This window comes from Terrabacter sp. 2YAF2, assembly GCF_052114705.1.
Taxonomy (GTDB): Bacteria; Actinomycetota; Actinomycetes; order Actinomycetales; family Dermatophilaceae; genus Terrabacter.
The window spans coordinates 140,423-159,912 of the sequence record NZ_JBFRFG010000002.1; the positions used below are offsets into that span (position 1 = coordinate 140,423).

General features: G+C 71.6%; 11 protein-coding genes. 8 read left to right on the forward strand and 3 right to left on the reverse strand.

The window, feature by feature from the left end:
* The first annotated feature begins 70 nt into the window (after positions 1 to 70).
* From AB4030_RS03615 to asnB, 7 genes are all read left to right on the forward strand, one after another.
* Positions 71 to 3,292: an efflux RND transporter permease subunit gene (locus AB4030_RS03615; protein WP_442277817.1), complete on the forward strand. Its 3,222-nt coding sequence runs from the start codon at positions 71 to 73 to the stop codon at positions 3,290 to 3,292.
* Positions 3,289 to 3,744 carry a hypothetical protein gene (locus AB4030_RS03620; protein ID WP_442277818.1) on the forward strand — a complete coding sequence of 152 codons (456 nt, stop codon included), beginning with the start codon at positions 3,289 to 3,291 and terminating at the stop codon, positions 3,742 to 3,744. The genes AB4030_RS03615 and AB4030_RS03620 overlap by 4 nt, the downstream gene beginning before the upstream one ends.
* Positions 3,745 to 3,773: 29 nt before the next feature.
* Positions 3,774 to 6,917, forward strand: coding sequence for an efflux RND transporter permease subunit (locus tag AB4030_RS03625; protein WP_442277819.1), 3,144 nt, complete (start codon positions 3,774 to 3,776; stop codon positions 6,915 to 6,917).
* A complete protein-coding gene (locus AB4030_RS03630; RefSeq protein WP_442277820.1) occupies positions 6,907 to 7,767 on the forward strand; it encodes a hypothetical protein in 861 nt (286 codons plus the stop codon). Before AB4030_RS03625 ends, AB4030_RS03630 begins: the two co-directional genes overlap by 11 nt.
* Before the next feature lie 42 nt (positions 7,768 to 7,809).
* The gene (gene guaA, locus AB4030_RS03635; protein WP_442277821.1) at positions 7,810 to 9,399 is read left to right on the forward strand and encodes a glutamine-hydrolyzing GMP synthase; all 1,590 of its coding nucleotides are present in this window, start codon (positions 7,810 to 7,812) and stop codon (positions 9,397 to 9,399) included.
* A gap of 121 nt (positions 9,400 to 9,520) precedes the next feature.
* Positions 9,521 to 10,258 (forward strand): phosphatase PAP2 family protein, encoded by a 738-nt coding sequence (locus tag AB4030_RS03640; protein WP_442277822.1) that lies wholly within the window; start codon positions 9,521 to 9,523, stop codon positions 10,256 to 10,258.
* Positions 10,259 to 10,268: 10 nt separating this feature from the next.
* The gene (gene asnB / locus AB4030_RS03645) at positions 10,269 to 12,938 is read left to right on the forward strand and encodes an asparagine synthase (glutamine-hydrolyzing) (RefSeq protein WP_442277823.1); all 2,670 of its coding nucleotides are present in this window, start codon (positions 10,269 to 10,271) and stop codon (positions 12,936 to 12,938) included.
* A gap of 271 nt (positions 12,939 to 13,209) precedes the next feature.
* Here the strand turns inward: asnB and AB4030_RS03650 are convergent, their stop codons facing one another.
* The 3 genes from AB4030_RS03650 to AB4030_RS03660 form a co-directional block, all read right to left on the reverse strand.
* The gene (locus tag AB4030_RS03650; protein WP_442277824.1) at positions 13,210 to 14,886 is read right to left on the reverse strand and encodes a long-chain-fatty-acid--CoA ligase; all 1,677 of its coding nucleotides are present in this window, start codon (positions 14,884 to 14,886) and stop codon (positions 13,210 to 13,212) included.
* Between the two features lie 65 nt (positions 14,887 to 14,951).
* A complete protein-coding gene (locus AB4030_RS03655; RefSeq protein WP_442277825.1) occupies positions 14,952 to 17,282 on the reverse strand; it encodes a heavy metal translocating P-type ATPase in 2,331 nt (776 codons plus the stop codon).
* A 221-nt stretch (positions 17,283 to 17,503) separates the two neighbouring features.
* Positions 17,504 to 18,325 carry a PIG-L deacetylase family protein gene (locus AB4030_RS03660; protein WP_442277826.1) on the reverse strand — a complete coding sequence of 274 codons (822 nt, stop codon included), beginning with the start codon at positions 18,323 to 18,325 and terminating at the stop codon, positions 17,504 to 17,506.
* Positions 18,326 to 18,360: 35 nt separating this feature from the next.
* Between AB4030_RS03660 and AB4030_RS03665 the strand changes: the two genes are divergently transcribed.
* Entirely contained in the window at positions 18,361 to 19,485 is a 1,125-nt protein-coding gene (locus AB4030_RS03665; protein ID WP_442277827.1) for a glycosyltransferase family 4 protein, read from the forward strand.
* Positions 19,486 to 19,490 lie beyond the last annotated feature (5 nt).

Consider the following 19,490-nt stretch of genomic DNA (forward strand, 5'->3'; position numbering starts at 1 on the left):
TGTTCTCCGGCCCGTCCCGACATGCGCCCTCGAGGCGTCCGATCCACTTCGTTGCGACAGGGAGCCGGCCATGAGCTCGGGGGCCCTCGTCGGCGCGAGCCCCCGGTTCGGCCGGCTGGTGCTCGCCATCGCCGCCGGTGTCCTGGTGCTCGGAGCCTCCGCGCTGGGCTCGGCCAAGATCGACTTCCTTCCTGAGTTCATGCCGCCGTCGGTGCAGGTGCAGACCGAGGCCCTCGGCCTGTCCGCCGCTGAGGTGGAGCAGCTGGTCACCGTCCCCCTCGAGCAGGACCTGCTCAACGGGGTGCCGTGGCTCGACCGGATCCACTCGCGTTCGCAGCCGGGGCTGTCGGCCATCGACGTCGTCTTCGAGCCGGGGACCGACCTCTTCGCAGCCCGGCAGATGGTGCAGGAACGACTGACGCAGGCGCATGCCCTGCCCAACGTCGGGAGCTCGCCGGTCATGGTCGAGCCGCTCGCCTCGGCGAGTCGGGTCGCGATGATCGGTCTGCACTCCAAGACCGTGCCGCTCATCGACATGTCGGTCCTGGCCCGGTGGAAGATCCGTCCTCGGCTCATGGGCATCCCCGGTGTCGCCAACGTGTCGATCTACGGACAACGCGACCGGCAGCTGCAGGTGCAGGTGGACCCGGCGACCCTGCACGCCAAAGGGGTCGACCTCACCCAGGTCATCGAGACGGCCGGCAACGCGCTCTGGGTCTCGCCCCTGACCTTCGTGGAGGCCTCGACGCCGGGCACCGGAGGCTTCGTCGAGGGACCGAACCAGCGTCTCGCCGTCCAGCACGTGCTTCCGATCACCACGGCCCAGAACCTGGCCCAGGTCTCCGTCGAGGGCACCGACTCCCCGATGAAGCTCGGCGACGTCGCCCAGGTGATCGAGGACCACCAGCCGCTCATCGGTGACGCGGTCACGGCCGAACCGGCCCTCTTCCTCGTGATCCAGAAGTTCCCTGAGGCGGACACCCTGACCGTGACGAAGGCAGTCGAGGCGGCGCTCGCAGGGCTGCGCCCGGGGCTGGGCGGCATCGACGTCGACACGTCGGTCTACCGGCCCGCCAGCTTCATCGAGAGCGCCGTCCACACGATCGGCATCGCCGGAGCTGCCGGCCTCGTGGCGCTCACGCTCGGCGCGCTTCTCCTCTTCTGGTCGTTCCGGGCGGCACTCGTCATCGCCGGCTCGGTGCTCGTCTCGGTGACCGCGACCCTCTACGTCCTCTTCCTGCGCGGTACGACCCTGACGAGCATGACGCTCGCCGGCCTGCTCGTCGCGGTGGTGCTCATCGTCAACGAGGCGGCGAGTGACGTCGAGTCCGTCCGGGCGCGGTCGTGGGCCGAGAGGTCAGAGCGGGCCGGGAGAGCCGAGGGGGCTGAAGGTGGCGTGGGTGCCGAGGGGACCGAGGGGACCGTGGGGACCCAGGGGCCCGAGGGGACCGAGGGGACCGGGGCCGGACGCCGATCGGCGCAAGAGGTCGTGTCGGAGGCGCTGGGCGCAACCCGGCGGACGGCATTCGTCGGGCTGCTGGCGTGCGCGCTGGCCATGGTCCCGCTGCTCGCCCTCGGTTCGTTGGCCACGGCCTTCACGCGGCCACTCGTGGTGACCTACGTCCTGGCCCTGGCTGCGGCACTGGTCGTCGGGCTCACCGTGACCCCGGCTCTCATGCTCCTGTTCGTGCGCGACCACGCCTCGGCGCGCCGTGAGACCAAGCCCGTGAGGGCGGTCGCCCGGGCGCTCTCGGGGGCCGTCTCCCGTTTCGCGACGAGACGGGGGCTCGTGTGGTCGCTCGTCGCGGTGCTCGCCGTGGTCGGGGTGGGAGCGTCGGCCGCGGCCGTGACGCTCGGCAGCCGTGCGCTGGTGCCGACGGCACGCGACCTCGCCCTCCTGCTGCGCGTCGACATGCCCGTGGGGACCTCCCTGACCGAGATGACCCGGGTGTCCGGGCGGATGTCGTCCGAGCTCCGGGCCCTACCCGGGGTGGCGTCCGTCGGTGGGCACGCCGGCCGGGCCGTGACCTCCGACCAGCTCGGAGACGTTAACAGCGGCGAGCTCTGGCTGACCCTGGACGGTTCGGCGGACTACCGGTCGGTGAGCGACTCGATCGATCGGGTCGCGCAGCGCTACCCGGGCGTGCGCACCGCCCTCATGACCTACACGTCGGACCGGCTGAGCGTGGCCACGGCCCCCGGAGACCACGACATCGTGGTGCGGCTGTTCGGCCAGGACCTCGCCGCCATGCAGGCGACGGCGGCCAAGGTCGCTGGCGCCATGTCCACCGTGCAGGGCCTGCAGGGCGCCCACGTGCTGGCCATCCCGCGCCAGCCGACCGTCCACGTCGAGGTCGACCTCGCGGCCGCCGACAAGGCCGGCCTGCGACCGGGCGACGTGCGTCGCGAGGCCACGACACTGGCGAGCGGACTCGTCGTGGGAAACCTCTACGAGCAGGCAAAGGTCTTCGACGTCGTCGTCCTCGGCACCCCCACGATCCGGGCGAACCTCTCGGGTCTCGACGACGTGAAGATCGACACGCCCAGCGGGTCGCAGGTGCGGCTCGGTGACGTCGCCAAGGTCACGGTCGGACCCGAGCCCGCCTCGATCGTCCACGACCAGGCAATGCGCAGTGTCGACGTCGTCGCCGACCTGACCGGAGGCGGGGCCGCCGACGTCGTCGCCGACGTCACCACGGCCGTGGGCCACGTACCGATGCCGAGCGAGACCCACCTGCAGGTGCTGAGCGACGCCGCCGACCGCGCCTCGGACGCGAGGCGGGTCGCCATCGTGTCGCTCGGGGTCCTCCTCGCGCTCCTGCTGCTGGTTCAGGCCACCACCGGAAGCTGGCGCGCTGGCCTCGCGGTGGTGCTCCTCGCTCCCCTGGGCGGTGTCGGGGCGGTGCTCGTCGCCCCGGCGGTCGGCGGCCTCGGGACGCCGGGCCCGCTGCTCGGCCTGTTCGCAGCCATCGCCCTCACCTTGGTGGGCGGCCTCGTGTCTGCTCGCGGCGTCGGTGCACGGGTCCCCGTGCTGGCATCGGCCGGCGCAGGGTCGGTGCCGCGGGCGGGCTCGGTGGCCGCCATGGCCACGGAACGCATCGTTCCCGTGCTCCGCGCAGCTGTCCTCGTGGCGCTCGCGGTGGCGCCGGCCGCCTTCCTCGGGGACCGCGCCGGCTCGGAGATCCTGCAGCCCTTCGCCGTCTCGCTCCTCGCGGGTCTGGTGTCGAGCTCCTTCGTCGTGCTGTGCCTGGTCCCTGCCCTGTGTGGCGTCCCGAAGGGAGCCCAATCATGACCCGAAAGCTGGCCCACGCCAAGCAGGCCGGACTCATCGGCCTCTGCCTGCTCGTCCTCCCCGGTGTCGCGGCCTGCGAGGCCTCTGCAGCCGCACCCGAGTCGCACCCGCCTGCCGTCGTCGAGGCGATCCCGGGGTCGGACGTCAAGATGGTCACGCTCACCGACGAGGCGGCGGCCGCCGCTGGCATCGCGACCGCGCCGGTCACCCGAGCTCCCGCTCCGGGCCAGCTGACGATGCCCTACGCGGCGGTGATCTACTACCTCGACGGCACGACCTGGGCGTATCGCGTCGAGTCGAAGAACGTCTTCCGACGGGTGCCGATCCGGGTGCTGTCCATCTCGGGTCAGGTCGCCACGCTGACCGCCGGCCCCGCAGTGGGCTCGCAGGTCGTCGTCGTCGGCGCCCCTGAGGTGCTCGGCTCCGAGCTCGAGATCAGCGGCGAACAATGACCGGGCGGCGCGGCCTCATCCGGTGGATCGTGCAGTCCAGCCTGAACCTGCGCTTCATCGTCGTCGCCGCGTCCGTCGTGCTGATGGTCCTCGGCTTCACCTCGCTCTCCCAGATGCGGGTCGACGTCTTCCCCGAGTTCGCGCCGCCGCGCGTGGTCATCCAGACCGCCTGCGTGGGGCTGTCGACCTCCGACGTGGAGGAGCTCGTGACCGTGCCCCTCGAGCAAGGGCTGAACGGTCTGCAGGGACTCGACGACATGCGCTCCAAGTCCGTCCCGCAGCTGTCGTCGATCGAGCTGCTCTTCTCGCCCGACACCGACCTGCTGCGGGCGAGGCAGCTCGTCCAGGAACGTCTCGCCATCGTGTCGCCGACCCTGCCCACCTGGGCGGCGCCGCCGGTCATGCTCGCCCCCGTGTCGGCCACCGGGCGCGCCATGCAGATCGGCATGACCTCGAAGAAGAACTCACTCATCGAGATGTCACTGACGGCGTACTGGAACATCCGGACCCGCCTGCTCCAGGTGCCGGGCGTCGCCAACGTCGCCATCTGGAACGAGCGCCTCCAGCTGATGAACGTGCAGGTCGAGCCGGCCCGGATGGCCGGCAAGGGGGTCACCCTCGACCAGGTCATGGAGACCACCGCGGACGCGGTCGACTCCGGACTGCTGAGGTTCTCGACCGGCAGCGTCATCGGTACGGGCGGGACGATCGAGTCGGCGAACCAGCGATTGCCCGTCAGAAACGTGCTGCCCATCGTCACGCCGGCCGACCTCGCCAAGGTGCCGGTCAAGGGAGCCGACAAGCCCACCGGTGGCGGTCGTCCGCCCACGCTGGGCGACGTGGCGGTCGTCGCGCAGACCCACCAGCCCCTCATCGGGGACGCGGTCGTCAACTCGGAGCCGGGGATCCTCCTCGTCGTCGAGAAGCTGCCGTGGGCGAACACGCTCGAGCTGACCTCCGGGGTGGAGGCGGCCATCGCTGAGCTGCAGCCCGGCCTGCCCGACGTCAAGTTCGACACCCACGTCTTCCAGCAGGCCGACTTCGTCAAGCTCGCCATCTCGAACCTCTCCCAGTCGCTGCTCCTGGGGTTCCTGCTCGTCGTCGCCATCCTCATGCTGTTCCTCTTCGAGTGGCGCGTGGCGCTGATCAGCCTGCTCACCATCCCGCTGTCGCTCGTGGCCACCCTGCTGGTGCTCCATCTGGCGGGAGCGACGATCAACACGATGACCCTGGCCGGGCTCGTCATCGCCCTGGGCGCCGTGGTCGACGACGCGATCATCGACGCGGAGAACATCGTCCGTCGGCTGCGTGAACGCCGCTTGTCGGGCAGCTCCGAGTCGACGGCCTCGGTGATCCTGCACGCGTCGCTCGAGGTGCGCAGTCCGATCGTCTACGCCACCCTGATCATCGTCGCGGCCGCGATCCCCGTCTTCCTGCTCCAGGGACTCACCGGCGCGTTCTTCCGGCCCCTGGCCGTGTCGTACACCCTGGCGATCGTGGCCTCGATGGTGGTGGCCCTCACGCTGACGCCCGCGTTGTGCCTCATCCTGCTGCGCTCGGCACCGATCGAGCGACGCACGTCCCCGGTGGTCCGCTGGCTCCAGCGCGGCTACGTCGCCGCGCTGGGACGCATCGCGATCCGGCCACGAGGGGTGTATGCCGCAGCCGCCGTGGTCACCGTCCTCGGGGCCTTCGTGGGGGCTGGTCTCGGCCAGAGCCTGTTCCCGGCCTTCCAGGAGCGCGACTTCCTCATGCACTGGGTGGGGGTGCCGGGAAACTCCGACGCGGAGACGGCTCGCACGACGACCGCTGTCAGCAAGCAGATCCGCGCGGTTCCGGGAGTGCGCAGCTTCGGGGCACACATCGGGCAGGCGCTGCTCGGTGAAGAGGTCTACGGGGTGAACTTCGGCGAGAACTGGATCAGCCTCGACCCCTCCGCCGACTACACCAAGGCCCGAGACGAGATCGACGCCATCGCCGCCACCTACCCGGGCCTGTTCGCCGAGGTCCAGACCTACCTCGACGAGCGCGTCGAGGAGGTGCTCACCGGCGGCAAGGAGCCGATCATCGTCCGCGTGTACGGCGAGGACCTCAAGGTGCTGCGCTCGAAGTCCGCAGAGATCCTCAAGCTGCTCGCGTCGATCCCCGGGGTCAAGGGCGCGCACACCGACATCTCCCAAGACGTCCCCCAGATCCAGGTGCGGGTCAAGCTGGACGCGGCCGAGAAGGTCGGTCTCAAGCCCGGCGACGTGAGACGCGCCGCCGCGACCCTGGTGGCCGGCGAGGAGGTCGGCGACATCTTCCGTGCCGGCCGCGCCTACGACGTCGTGGTGTGGAGCACTCCGGAGACTCGCTCGAACGTGACCGCCCTGGAGCAGCTCCCCATCGACACGCCCTCCGGCGCCCGGGTGAAGCTCAAGGACGTGGCCACCGTGACGGTGGAACCCAACCCCAACGCCATCGAGCGCCAGGGCGACTCACGCCGTCTCGACGTCGGTGCCGGCGTCGAGGGTCGTGACCTCGGCTCGGTCGTCACCGAGCTCAACGCCAAGCTCGCGGGTGTCAGCTTCCCCCGCGGTTACCACGCCGAGGTCCTCGGGGAGTACCAGGAGCGCCAGACCGCCCAGAGCCGGCTGCTCACCTCGGCCGTCGTGGCCGGGCTCCTCATCCTCCTGCTCCTCCAGACGTCGTTCCGGAGCTGGCGGCTCGCCGTGCTCGTGTTCCTGACGCTGCCCATGGCGCTCGTCGGCGGCGTCCTCGCGGCGTGGCTCGCCGGCGGGATCCTGTCGCTCGGGTCGCTCGTGGGCTTCTTCACCGTCTTCGGGATCGCCGCCCGCAACGGGATCCTGCTCATCAACCACTACCAGCACCTCGAGCAGGAGGAGGGGATGGAGTTCGGGCTCCCACTGGTCATCCGGGGTGCCAAGGAGCGCCTCGCCCCGATCCTCATGACGACGCTCGCCACCGGTCTGGCCCTCGTGCCACTCGTGGTCCTCGGGTCCCGCCCGGGCCACGAGATCGAGCACCCGCTGGCTGTCGTCATCCTCGGTGGCCTCGTCACCTCCACCCTGCTCAGCCTCTTCGTCGTCCCCTCGATCTACCTGCGTTTCCACCGCCCGCTCGACAAGCCGGCGACCGTGGCCGGCACCGAAGGAGAAGCACATGCGACCTGACCTGCGCCGTGTCGTCACGGCACCCGCTCTGCTCGCCACCGCCGCGGTGCTGGCGATGACGGTGTTCCTCGCGCCCGGGGCGGCGGCGGTGCCGAGCCCCGCCACCCCGGCGTTCACCCACCCGCTCGACACCGACTCGAGGTACTTCCCACTCGTCCCCGGGATGCGCTTCTCCTACCAGGGCACCGTCACGGACGCCGACGGCAGCCACCTCCACGAGATCGTGTTCATCGTCACCGACCTCGTCAAGAAGGTGCACGGAGTCAACGCGCGCGTCATCCTCGACCGGGACTACAACGACGGCGTCCTCAGCGAGGCAGAGCTCGCCTTCTTCTCCCAGGACGACGCGGGCAACGTGTGGACCCGCGGGGAGTACCCCGAGGAGTACGACAACGGCACGTTCCAGGGCGCACCCAGCACGTGGATCGACGGGGTGCGGGGTGCCCACGCCGGGATCCTCGTGCCGGGCCGGCCGATGCTCGGGACGCCGCCGTTCGTCCAGGGACGGGCGCCGGCCATCGGCTTCTACGACGTCGGGCAGGTCGTGGGCAAGGACCTGCGCACCTGCGTCCCGACCGGGTGCTACTCCGACGTCGTCAAGATCAAGGAGTGGGCTCCGGACGCGCCGGAGGACGGCTACCAGCTCAAGTACTACGCACCGAACGTCGGGCTGGTGCGCATCGCAGCCCAGGGTGGCGACGCCCAGGAGGTCATGGTGCTGAAGTCCCTCCGGAAGCTCGGTCCCGCGGAGATGCGCGCTGCGCGCGCGGACGCGCTCCGGCTCGACCAGCGGGCCTACCACGTCTCCAAGGACTACGGGGCGACCGGCCGGGCGCACCTGCCCGAGTGACCGCTGCGGGTCCGCTGCGGGTCAGCCGTTAGGCTGGCGCCCGTGAGCGACGCGCACCCGACCGACCTGCAGAGCCACCCCGTCCTCGTCGTCGACTTCGGCGCCCAGTACGCCCAGCTCATCGCCCGACGGGTGCGTGAGGCACAGGTCTACAGCGAGGTCGTGCCCCACTCGATGACCGCGGCCGACATCCTCGCCAAGGAGCCGGCCGCGATCATCCTGTCCGGCGGTCCCAGCTCCGTCTACGAGGACGGTGCCCCGCGCCTCGACCCGGCGCTGCTCGAGGCCGGGGTCCCCGTCTTCGGCATGTGCTACGGCTTCCAGTCGATGGCCCAGGCGCTCGGTGGCACCGTCGCCCGCACCGGCGCTCGCGAGTACGGCAAGACCGACGCGGCCATCAGCGACGTCGAGTCGACGCTCTTCGCCGGGCAGCCGCCGAGCCAGACGGTGTGGATGTCGCACGGTGACTCGGTCAGCGCGGCTCCCGAGGGCTTCGCCGTCACCGCGACGACCGCCGGCACGCCCGTCGCGGCCTTCGAGGACGACGACCGCCGCCTCTACGGCGTGCAGTGGCACCCCGAGGTGCTCCACTCGGAGCAGGGCCAGCGCGTCCTCGAGAACTTCCTCTGGAAGGGCGCGGGCATCGCGCCGGAGTGGACGCCGGGACACGTCGTCGACGAGCTCGTCGCCACGATCCGCGAGCAGGTCGGCGAGGACCGCGTCCTCTGCGCGCTCTCCGGCGGTGTCGACTCCTCCGTCGCGGCAGCGTTGGTGCAGAAGGCGATCGGGGACCAGCTGACGTGCGTGTTCGTCGACCACGGTCTGCTCCGTGAGGGCGAGGCCGAGCAGGTCGAGCAGGACTTCGTCGAGGCGACCGGTGTCGACCTCGTGATCGTCGATGCCCGCGAGCGGTTCCTCGAGGCCCTCGCCGGTGTCACGGACCCCGAGACCAAGCGGAAGATCATCGGCGAGCAGTTCATCCGCGTCTTCGAGCAGGCGGCGCGCGACGTCGTCCACGACCGCGGCGACGAGGAGCACCCCGTCAAGTGGCTCGTCCAGGGCACGCTCTACCCCGACGTCGTCGAGTCCGGCGGCGGTGAGGGCGCCGCCAACATCAAGAGCCACCACAACGTCGGCGGCCTGCCCGACGACCTCCAGTTCGCGCTCATCGAGCCGCTCCGCACGCTCTTCAAGGACGAGGTGCGCCAGGTCGGGCTCCAGCTGGGCGTGCCCGAGGTCATCGTGTGGCGCCAGCCGTTCCCCGGGCCCGGCCTCGGCATCCGCATCATCGGCGCCGTCGACGCGGAGCGCCTCGCGATCCTGCGGCGCGCCGACGCCATCGCCCGCGAGGAGCTGACGAAGGCAGGGCTCGACCGCGACATCTGGCAGTGCCCCGTCGTGCTGCTGGCCGACGTCCGTTCGGTCGGCGTCCAGGGCGACGGGCGCACCTACGGCCATCCCGTCGTGCTGCGCCCCGTTGCCTCGGAGGACGCGATGACGGCCGACTGGGCCCGCGTGCCCTACGACGTGCTCGCGACGATCTCCACCCGCATCACCAACGAGGTCGAAGAGGTCAACCGCGTCGTTCTGGACGTGACGAGCAAGCCGCCGGGCACCATCGAGTGGGAGTGACGCACCCGGCAGCGGGCTGAGCCCGGCCGTCGGCCGTCGGCCGGGGTGCGGCGTGCGGCGTGCGGCGCGGGAACAGCGGAAGTGGAGCCGCATCACAGACGACCTCGTTAGCGTGCTCCTCATGACGACCCGTCCGAGTACCCCCACGGTCCGCAGCCCGGCGCCGACGCGTCGGTCCGCACCCGAGGATGCGCGGCGCCGCCTGACCGGGCCCCTCGTCGCCCTGCTGCTGGCCGCCGGTCTCGTGGTCGTCACCGCGAGCGTGGTGCAGGGCGGCCCGAGCGCGCGCCTCGACGACCTGGTCTATGCCCTCACGCCGGGTCGGGACAACGGCCCAGCGGTACCGGACCTGCTCGCTCTCGGCATCGTCCACCTCGCGACCCCGGCGCTCGGGGTCGCGGCCCTCATCGCGGTCGCCACGGTGCTCTCCGGACGCGTCGGCGGACGTGGGCCGCTCGTCGTGGCGGGTCCTGCCCTCGCCGTGCTCACGGTCACCGTTCTCCTCGGCAAGGCGGTGATCCCGAGAGGCGCCCCCGGGTACGGCCAGCAGGTCCTCAGCGACGGCGGGTCCTACCCGTCCGGCCACACCGCCACCGCGCTGATCTGCGCCGGGGTCCTGGCCGAAATCGTCTCGCGGCTGCATCCCGCGCGCCGCGCGCGGGCGTGGCTGGCCGCGGGAGCGTGGACCTTGCTCGTCGCCGCCGCGCTCCTGTGGGAGCACTTCCACTGGCTCAGTGACGTCGTCGGCTCGATGTTCCTCGGCTCGCTCGTGCTGTGGCTGCTGCTGCGGTGGCCGCTGCAGCTCGGCGAGCGTGTCGCCCCGCGGAGGCGGCACGGCGACGGGTCGTCAGCCCGTTAGGGTTGGCGACATGTGTGGAATCGCTGGCTACCACGGGTTCGAGACGGACGAGGCGCTCCTGCGGCGGATGAACGACTGCCAGGTGCACCGGGGTCCGGACGGCGACGGCATCTTCGTCGAGGGACTCGTGGGCCTCGCCCACCGTCGGCTGTCGATCATCGACGTCGCGCACGGCCAGCAGCCGATGCAGACCAAGGACGGGCGCTTCACCATCGCCTACAACGGTGAGGTCTACAACTACCTCGACCTGCGGACCGAGCTCGAGGCCCTCGGCCACAGCTTCGAGACCGACAGCGACACCGAGGTCGTCCTCGAGGCCTTCGCCGCGTGGGGCGCCGACGCCTTCGACCGGTTCAACGGCATGTTCGGGCTCGCCATCTGGGACTCCGAGAAGCAGGCCCTGACCCTCGCCCGCGACCACTTCGGCATCAAGCCGGTCTACGTCTGCCGGGTTCCCGGTGCCGGCCCGGACGGCACCGACGCCTGGCTCTACGCCAGCGAGATCAAGCCGATCCTGGCCAGCGGCCACTACGAGAAGCGCCCCAACGACCGCACCATCTACCGCTACCTCCGCTTCCGCATCCACGAGGACGGCCGGGAGACCTTCTTCGACGGCATCGAGCGTCTCGAGGCGGGCGAGATGATGACGATCTCGGCCGCGGGGGTCGAGCGACGCCCCTTCACGCGCCTGAAGGAGGAGCTCGCCGAGCTCGCGAAGGAGCAGCGCCCCTACGACGACGCCGCCGCTGCCGAGTACAAGTCGCGCCTCGTCGAGGCCGTACGCCTGCGGCTGCAGTCCGAGGTCCCCGTCGGCACCTCGCTCTCCGGTGGTCTCGACAGCTCCGCCGTGGCGGTCATCATCAACCGCCTGATCAACGACGGCGACGCGACCACCGAGTCGGTGGGCACGCGTCAGAACACCTTCTCGGCGGTCTTCCCCAACTCGGTCAACGACGAGGAGCGCTACGTCGACGACGTCCTCGACATCTGCCGCGGTCACGTCGCGGGCCACAAGATCAAGCCGACGCCCTCCGAGTTCAAGGAGGACCTCGTCGACTTCGTGCGCACGCAGGAGGAGCCGCTCATCAGCAGCGGCCCCTACGCGCAGTACCAGGTGATGCGCGAGGCGACCAAGCACGTCACGGTCCTGCTCGACGGCCAGGGCGCCGACGAGATGATGGCCGGCTACATCCCCTACTACTTCGTCTACCTCCGCCAGCTGCGCGAGCAGGGAGCCCTCAAGGCCGCTGCCGAGCTGAGCAAGTCGCTCGACGTGCTCTACCGGCTCGGCAGGTTCAAGCTCAAGGCCAAGCTGCGCGGACGCAAGAGCGTGCCCACGACGTCGCTCCTCGGGCGCGAGTTCGTCTCGGCGCATGCGGGCGAGCGCTACGCCACCGAGGGGAGCAACCTCAAGAAGCGCCTCATCGAGGACCTCTTCGTCGGCTCGCTGCCCTCGCTGCTGCGCTACGAGGACAAGAACACGATGCGCTTCTCCCTCGAGGGGCGTGTCCCGTTCCTCGACAAGGAGGTCGTGAAGTTCATCTTCAGCCTCTCGGACGAGGCGATCATCAAGGACGGCTGGAACAAGCGCGTTCTGCGCGACGCCACGCGCGACCTGCTGCCCGAGTCGATCAACCGGCGCCGCAACAAGATCGGCTTCACCACCCCGCAGGGCGAGTGGTTCATGCGCTTGAAGAACCACCTCTACGGCATCTTCCTGTCCGAGTCGTTCGCGACCCGTCCGTACTTCGACCAGACCGCGGTGCTGCACGCGTTCGAGGGCTGGATCAAGGGCACCAACGACGTCGACTCCATGACGTTCTGGCGCCTGCTCAACCTCGAGCTGTGGCTTCAGGAGTACTTCGACGACAAGCCGGAGGAGGCGCCGGCCCCCCGCGTCAAGACCGACTACGAGCCCAACGCCCGCAAGCAGCTCGACCTCGCGACGAGCGACGGCACGGCCGTGCGCCGCTACCCGCTGCGCACCGATCTCTTCGCCCGCGAGGACGACCTCGACGCCAAGGCCCTCGGCTACGTCGACCGCTTCTTCGCCGGGCTGGCGGAGGCGGGCCCCGAGCACGCCGCCGCGACCACTGGCACGTGGTACTTCTTCATCTCCGAGAAGATCGTGGCCATCACGCAGGGCCGCTCGTACTTCATCTGGGACATCAAGGTCTCCCGCCCGGCGCGCGTCCTCTCCCGCTACGTCACGCGCACGCCGGCCGGCATCGGGCTCGGCTCGCCGTTCACGATGCAGCTGGCCATCGAGGAGGTCGGCCTCCCGCGCGTGCTCTACGCCTCGGCCGGCGGCGCGGTCGGAAAGGTCCTCGGCCGCAAGGGCCTCTTCTACGAGCTCGTCGGCAACGACATCCGGGCCATCGACGGGCCCACCGAGTACTCCGTCTACCCGGCCAACGTGTCGGCGAAGCTCGCGCCCAAGGATCCCGACGAGGTGGCCGCGCGCCTGTCCGCGGCGATCCGCGCTCGGGTGCCCGAGGCATACCGAAGCACGTTCGGCGGCACGATCGTCATGGATGCCAACGACATCGGCCGCAACGTCCTCGGCATGGACGCGCCCGGTCCCAAGGAGCGCTACGAGGCGATGTTCGCCGACAACCCGCTGGGCCAGGGGTCCGAGCAGACGCCCATGGCCGTCGTCTTCGAGATGCCTTCTGCCTGAAGCTTTCCGCCCGGGCGGAGTTGTGGTGGTGATCCGGCCGGTTCTGGGCGCGCCGACTCCGCCCGGGTGGGGTTGTGGTGGTGATCCGGCGGGTTCTGGGCGCGCCGACTCCGCCCGGGTGGGGTTGTGGTGGTGATCCGGCCGGTTCTGGGTGCGCCGAGTCCGCCCGGGCGGAGTTGTGGTGGTGATCCGGCCGGTTCTGGGTGCGCCGAGTCCGCCCGGGCGGAGTTGTGGCGGCGTATGCCGTCGGGCCGGGTGACGCGTCCGCGCGTCAGCTGTCGATGAGCGAGTCACGCACCTGCCTGCGCAGGACCTTGCCGATCTGCGACCGTGGCAGCTCGTCGACGACGACGACCCGCCGGGGCACCTTGTAGGCGGCGAGGCTCGACCGGCAGCGGGTGCGCACGTCCTCGACGTCGATCTCGACTCCCGGCTCGGTCGTCACGGCGGCGACGACCTCCTCGCTGCCGTCGGCCTTGGGCAGGCCGACCACGGCGACATCGGTGACGCCCGGGGTGGTGCGCACCACGGCCTCGACCTCCGACGGCATGACGTTGAAACCACCGGTGATGATGAGCTCCTTGATGCGGTCGACCACCGAGACGAAGCCGTCGGCGTCGACGACGACGATGTCGCCGGTGCGGAACCAGCCACCGTCGAGCAGGGCTGCGGCGGTCTCCTCGGGCTTACCCCAGTAGCCGCCGAAGACCTGCGGCCCGCGGATGAGCAGCTCGCCGCGCTCGCCGGGGTCTCGGTCCCGGGTCGGGTCGTCGGGGTCGACGACGCGGATGTCGGTGCTCGGGAACGGGACGCCCACAGCGCCGGGGCGCCGGTCGAGACCGATCGGGTTGCCGAGCGCCACGGGTGACGTCTCGGTGAGACCGTAGCCTTCGACGAGCACCCCACCGGTCACGTCCTCCCAGAGCTCGAGGGTCTCGCGCGGCAGCGCCATGGCGCCGGAGATCGCGAATCTCGTTGCCGTCAGGTCGATCCCACGCTCACGAGCAGCCGTGGCAAGTCGCTGGTAGATCGGTGGGACGGCCGGCAGGAAGGTCGGCGGGTGCTTCTTCGCGGCAGCGAGCACGAGGTCGACGTCGAACCTCGGGAAGAGCACGAGCCGCGCCCCGGTGCTCATGGCGAAGGTCAGGCAGAGGGTCAGGCCGTAGGCGTGGAACATCGGCAGCACCGCGTAGACGACCTCGTGCCCGGGTCGTAGGCCGGGCACCCAGGCGCGGCCCTGTGCCGCGTTGGCGACGAGGTTGCGGTGGCTCAGCATGGCGCCCTTCGGGACGCCGGTCGTGCCGCTCGTGTACTGGATCGCGGCGAGGTCGCCGACGGCCGGACGGGGCGCCGACGGGTCGAGGGGACCGTGACCGAGCAGCTCGGGCCACGGTGTCGTGCCGGGCGCGGGCCCCGTCAGCTGGGCTCGCAGTTCCCGCGCGCGGCGCAGGGGGAGCCGCAGGGCCACCCGCCTCGTCCACGGCATCGAGGCCGTCAGGTCGACGGCGACGACGTGCTCGACACCGGGCAGCCCGGCCACCGTGGCGGCGACCTTGTCCCAGGCCACGGCGACGGTTGCCCCGTGGTCGCCGAACTGGTGGGCCATCTCCGTCGGCGTGTAGAGCGGGTTGTGCTCGACGACGACCGCTCCGATCCGCAGCACCGCGTAGAACGCGGCGATGTGCTCGGGGCAGTTCGGCAGCACGAGGGCCACCCGGTCGCCGGCGCGGACGCCCAGGCGGCGCAGACCCTCGGCCGCGAGCTCGACCCGACGTCCGAGCTCGGCGTATGTCAGCTCGGCACCGAAGAACTCCAGGGCCGGCCGTGGCCCGTATGCCGCGACGGCCTCGGTCAGCAGGTCGACGAGCGAGGTGACCGGCGGGTCGATCTCGGCGGGCACCCCCTCGGCGTAGTGGGCCACCCACGTGTGCTCCAGTCCCGCCGTCATACGAGTCCCTTTCCGGTGAGCTGCCGCGCCACACGACACGTCCAGTATGTCGCCGGCGCCTCGGGTCATCGGGGCAGGTGGTGCCGGCCGTCGCGGTGCGAGGGCGTGGGCTTCACGGGCACGAGCGCGAAGGCGCCCTCCTCCTCCTGGCTGTTGTGCAGGCGGCACACGGCGTAGAGCCCGTAGAGCAGTCGGCGCAGCTCGGTGACGTCCTCGGGCTCGACGTGGTCCGGGTCGATCCCGTCGAGCAGCCGGCGCAGCCGTGAGACCTGGTGCTCGATCTCGGCGTGCGTCCGGCGCATGGTCGCCGTCGCGGGGCCTCCCAGCGCCCGGGCCACGAGCGGCATCAGCTCGTCCTCGTCGGCGCGCTCGTGGGGGACCAGCTCGTTCTCGAGCCGGTCGAGGAGCGCACGCACCGGGTCGAGGCGGCAGTTGCGCGTGTGCAGCCCGTCGGCGACCGTGCGGATCTGCTCGACGGCGGCGACGGCGCGCTCGTGGCCGGTCCGGAGGCGGCGAGCCGTGGCGACGTCCTCGTCCGACATCGGGACGGTGTGCAGGCGGCTGGGCAGCAGGGCGCGCAGCGCGATCGCGATCGCGAGGACGTCGATGCCCTCCTGGAGCACGGCGCCTGCCGCCGGAGGGAGCAGCCCGACGGCCGCGGCGAGCATGGCCACGAGAGACAGTCCCATCCCGACGAGCACGGCCTCGAGCGCGATCCGTCGCGATCGGCGGGCGATGAGGATGGCGTCAGCGATGGCGTCGACGCGGTCGACGGTGAGCACGACGTCCGCCGCCTCCGACGAGGCGGTCGCGCCGCGCGCGGCGAGCGCCACCCCCACTCCGGCGGCAGCGAGGGCGGGGGCGTCGTTGACGCCGTCGCCGACCATGATGGTGCGGGCGGCGGCCGACTCCGCGCGGATCGCGTCGAGCTTGTCGGCCGGGTCGCGGTCGGCGAGCACGGCGTCGACACCGACGATGCGGCCGACCGTCTCGGCGATGTCCGCCCGGTCGCCGGTGACGAGGACCGTGCGCCGGATACCGACCTCGCGTAGGGCGGCGAGCATCCGGGGCGCGTCTGGCCGCACCGGGTCCTCGAGGAGGAAGGCGCCGGCCGGCCGGCCGTCCACGGCGACGAAGACCGTGAGGCACCCGTCGAGCGCGGCCCGGCGGCGCACCTGCCGCAGCCACGCCGGGTCGTCGTCGCCGACGATCCAGTGCGCCTTGCCGAGCCGGACGGCGGTGCTGCCGACCAGCCCCTCGAGGCCGTAGCCGTGGACCTCGTGCACGTCGGTCGGCAGTTCGAGGTCGAGGCCGCGACTACGGGCTGCGCCGACGAGGGCGCTCGCCAGAGGGTGTGGCGACACCTGGTCGAGGGAGGCGGCCAGACGCAGGACGTCGGGGGCCGCCGGGGCGTCCGGAGCGGTCACGACCGAGGCGAGCTCCGGTCGCCCGTGCGTGAGCGTCCCGGTCTTGTCGAAGAGCACGACCTCGCCGGCCGCGAGCGCCTCCAGTGCGGCTCCGCCCTTGACGACGACACCGATGCGAGACGCTCGTGACAGGCCGGACATGATCGCGACCGGGGCGGCCAGGAGCAACGGGCACGGGGTCGCGACGACGAGGACGGCGACGGCCCGCACCGGGGATCCGGCCACGGCCCAGGCGATGCCGGCGAGCGCGAGGGTCAGCGGCACGAAGTATGCGGCGAAGCGATCCGCCGTGCGGACGAAGGGGGCCGACGTCGCCTGGGCCTGCTCGACGAGCCGGACGACGTTCGCGTAGGTCGACTCGGACGCCGACGAGGTGGCGACGACGTCGACCGGTGGGCCGGCGTTGACGACTCCGCTGCGGACGTCGTCACCCTTCGGGCGCTCGACCGGCATCGGCTCCCCGGTCAGGGCGGACTCGTCGAAGGTGCCCGTCGCGAGCACCCGGCCGTCGACCGGGACGACCTCGCCGGTGCCGACGACGAGCACGTCGCCGGGGGACACCTGCTCGACGGGTATGCCGTCGATCCGGTCCCCAGCGCGTCGCCGCGCCGAGCGCGGGGTGCGCTCGACGAGCAGGCGCAGCTCCCGGTCGGCGCGGGCTGCGGCCCGGGCCTCGAGCAGGCGGCCGCTCGCGAGCATCACGGTCACCATCGCGCCGGCGAAGTCCTCGCCGACCCACAGCGCACCCGCCAGGGCCAGGACGGCGATGACGTCCACCGTGGCCCGGTGCTCGGCGAAGGACCGGACGGTCCAGAGGAGTGAGAGCGCGAGCCCGAGCACCGTCGCGGTGACCCAGAGGGCTCGCGCCACGGCATCGGCGCCCGCGACGGCGGCGACCCCGCCGCCGGCCAGCAGGGCGGCCGACGCGACGAAGAAGACCGCGGGTGAGCGGCCGCGCCACCAGGTCACACATCCATCTTCCGCCCCGGCGAACCCGGCGACCGCCGTTCGGGACCCGTGTCACAACCGACCCCCTCACGGCATACCCCCACCCCCTCAACCGTCGAAAGGCCACGTATGGCCGCCTCCCAACCGTCGAAAGGCCACGTATGGCCGCCTCCCAACCGTCGAAAGGCCACGTATGGCCGCCCCCCCAACCGTCGAAAGGCCACGAGTGGCCAGACTCCGCCTCAGGGGAGACCGTCGAAGACGTCCCGGCGGATGGGGTCACCGGGTCGGGCCGCGCGGTCGACGAACCACTCGCGCCCGAAGACGAGGTCGTAGAGCGGGCGCGGAATGCGCAGGAAGGCGGCCAGGGTGCGGTCGGCGCCGCCGTCGGCGGTCGCCTGCGATGCGTGGGCGCGCATCGAGGCGCGCTTGGCCTTGATGTGGCGGCGCACGCTGATGCGGTGGGTGATCTCGCAGCGGGCCGAGAAGGCGCGGTCGAAGCTCGACCGGTCGAACTCGGGCGGGAAGCGGTAGACCTTCGCGGCGAGGTCGATGGCGCGGCAGATCGTGTCGCGAGGCACCGTGGCCTCGAGGACCTTCGGGGTGCCGGCGAGCTCGGCCGCGCGGCGGCCGACCCGGTGCACCTGCTTGTGGTCGGGGTGGCCGTAGCCGCCGTTGGGCTCGTAGTGGAGCAGCACGTCCACCTGCTCCTCGCGCAGGATCGCGGCGAGCCGCTGGGCGGCCTCCTCGACGTCCGCGCGGACGAAGCGGGTGGTGCCGGGCGGGTCGGGGGCCACCTCGGGTCCGAGACCGCTGTCGGCATAACCGAGGTGCTCGACGCGGGCGACGCCGAGGGCCTCGGCGCTCGCTCGCAGCTCGTCCATCCGGGTCGCGGCGAGCGCGCCCCCGCCGGCGAAATCGCTGGAGGCCAGACCGAGCTCGCCGTCCGTCGCGACGACGACGATGACCCGGTGGCCCTCGGCGGCGGCGCGCGCCATCGTCCCCGAGGTCAGCAGCGCCTCGTCGTCGGGGTGTGCATGGAAGGCCAGGAGCGTGTGCGGCACAGTCACCCATCTTGGCCCATGGCACAGTGTCTTCCGTGAAAGTGGCCCTCCTGTCCGACTGTTACCTGCCCCGACTGGGCGGGATCGAGGTCCAGACGCACGACCTGGCCCAGCATCTCCAGGCAGCCGGCCACGACGTCGAGGTGTTCACCGCGACCCGCGGCGCCGACGGCGAGATGCACGGGACCGTGACGGTCGTCGACGGCGTGCCCGTGCACCGGTTGGCCGCCCGGATGCCGTGGGAGCTGCCGATCAACCCGTTCGCGCCCGCCGAGCTGCGTCGTCGGCTCGTCGAGGGGGGCTTCGACGTCGCGCACGTGCAGACCGGGGTCGTCTCGCCGTTCGCCTGGGACAGCACGCGCGTCACGGTCGGTCTGGGGCTGCCGACGGCCATGACGTGGCACTGCATGCTCGCCGGGGTGGCGCCGGTCTTCCGGGCTGCCCGGTTCGTGCGCCGGTGGGCGTCGCGCGGCGTGGCCATGTCGGCCGTGTCGGACGTCGCCGCGGAGCCGCTGCGCCGGCTCGTCGGGCCCGGCGTCTCGGTCGGTGTGCTGCCCAACGGCATCGACGTCGCACGATGGACCGTGGGTCCTGTGGTCCGCGAGCCGGGACCGCTGCGCCTCGTCACGGCCATGCGGCTCGCGCCCCGCAAGCGACCGGCCGCCCTCGTGGAGCTCGTGGCCGAGGCTGCGCGGCTGGCCGGGCCGGGCTCCGTGTCGCTGACGGTGTTGGGGGAGGGGCCCGACCGCCGCAAGGTGGAGGCGCTCGTGCGTGAGCGCCGCCTCGACTGGGTGTCGCTGCCGGGGCGGGTCCCGCGCGACGAGCTGCGCCAGTTGTATGCCGCCGCCGACGTCTACCTGTCACCGGCTCGTCTCGAGTCGTTCGGGATCGCATCCCTCGAGGCTCGGACCGTCGGGCTTCCGGTCATCGGCCGATCCGGCTCTGGCGTCGGTGAGTTCGTGACGGATGGCGTGAACGGCCTTGTCGTGTCCAGCGACTCGCAGATGTCATCGGCGATCGCGCGTCTGGCCAAGGATCCCGGAGAGGTCGCTCGGATGAGGATCTGGAACACCAGCCATCCACCCGAGCAGGAGTGGTCACACGTCGCGGCCCTCGCCGAGGCGGAGTACGAACGCGCGCTCGGTCTGGTCCGCCGATGAGGACG

What these genes read in the sequence shown, in the direction of transcription:
- AB4030_RS03620 (WP_442277818.1), top strand. Translation starts at nt 3,289, where the DNA reads ATGACCCGAAAGCTGGCCCACGCCAAGCAGGCCGGACTCATCGGCCTC.
- AB4030_RS03615 (WP_442277817.1), top strand. Translation starts at nt 71, where the DNA reads ATGAGCTCGGGGGCCCTCGTCGGCGCGAGCCCCCGGTTCGGCCGGCTG.
- AB4030_RS03630 (WP_442277820.1), top strand. Translation starts at nt 6,907, where the DNA reads ATGCGACCTGACCTGCGCCGTGTCGTCACGGCACCCGCTCTGCTCGCC.
- AB4030_RS03640 (WP_442277822.1), top strand. Translation starts at nt 9,521, where the DNA reads ATGACGACCCGTCCGAGTACCCCCACGGTCCGCAGCCCGGCGCCGACG.
- AB4030_RS03650 (WP_442277824.1), bottom strand. Translation starts at nt 14,886, where the DNA reads ATGACGGCGGGACTGGAGCACACGTGGGTGGCCCACTACGCCGAGGGG.
- asnB (WP_442277823.1), top strand. Translation starts at nt 10,269, where the DNA reads ATGTGTGGAATCGCTGGCTACCACGGGTTCGAGACGGACGAGGCGCTC.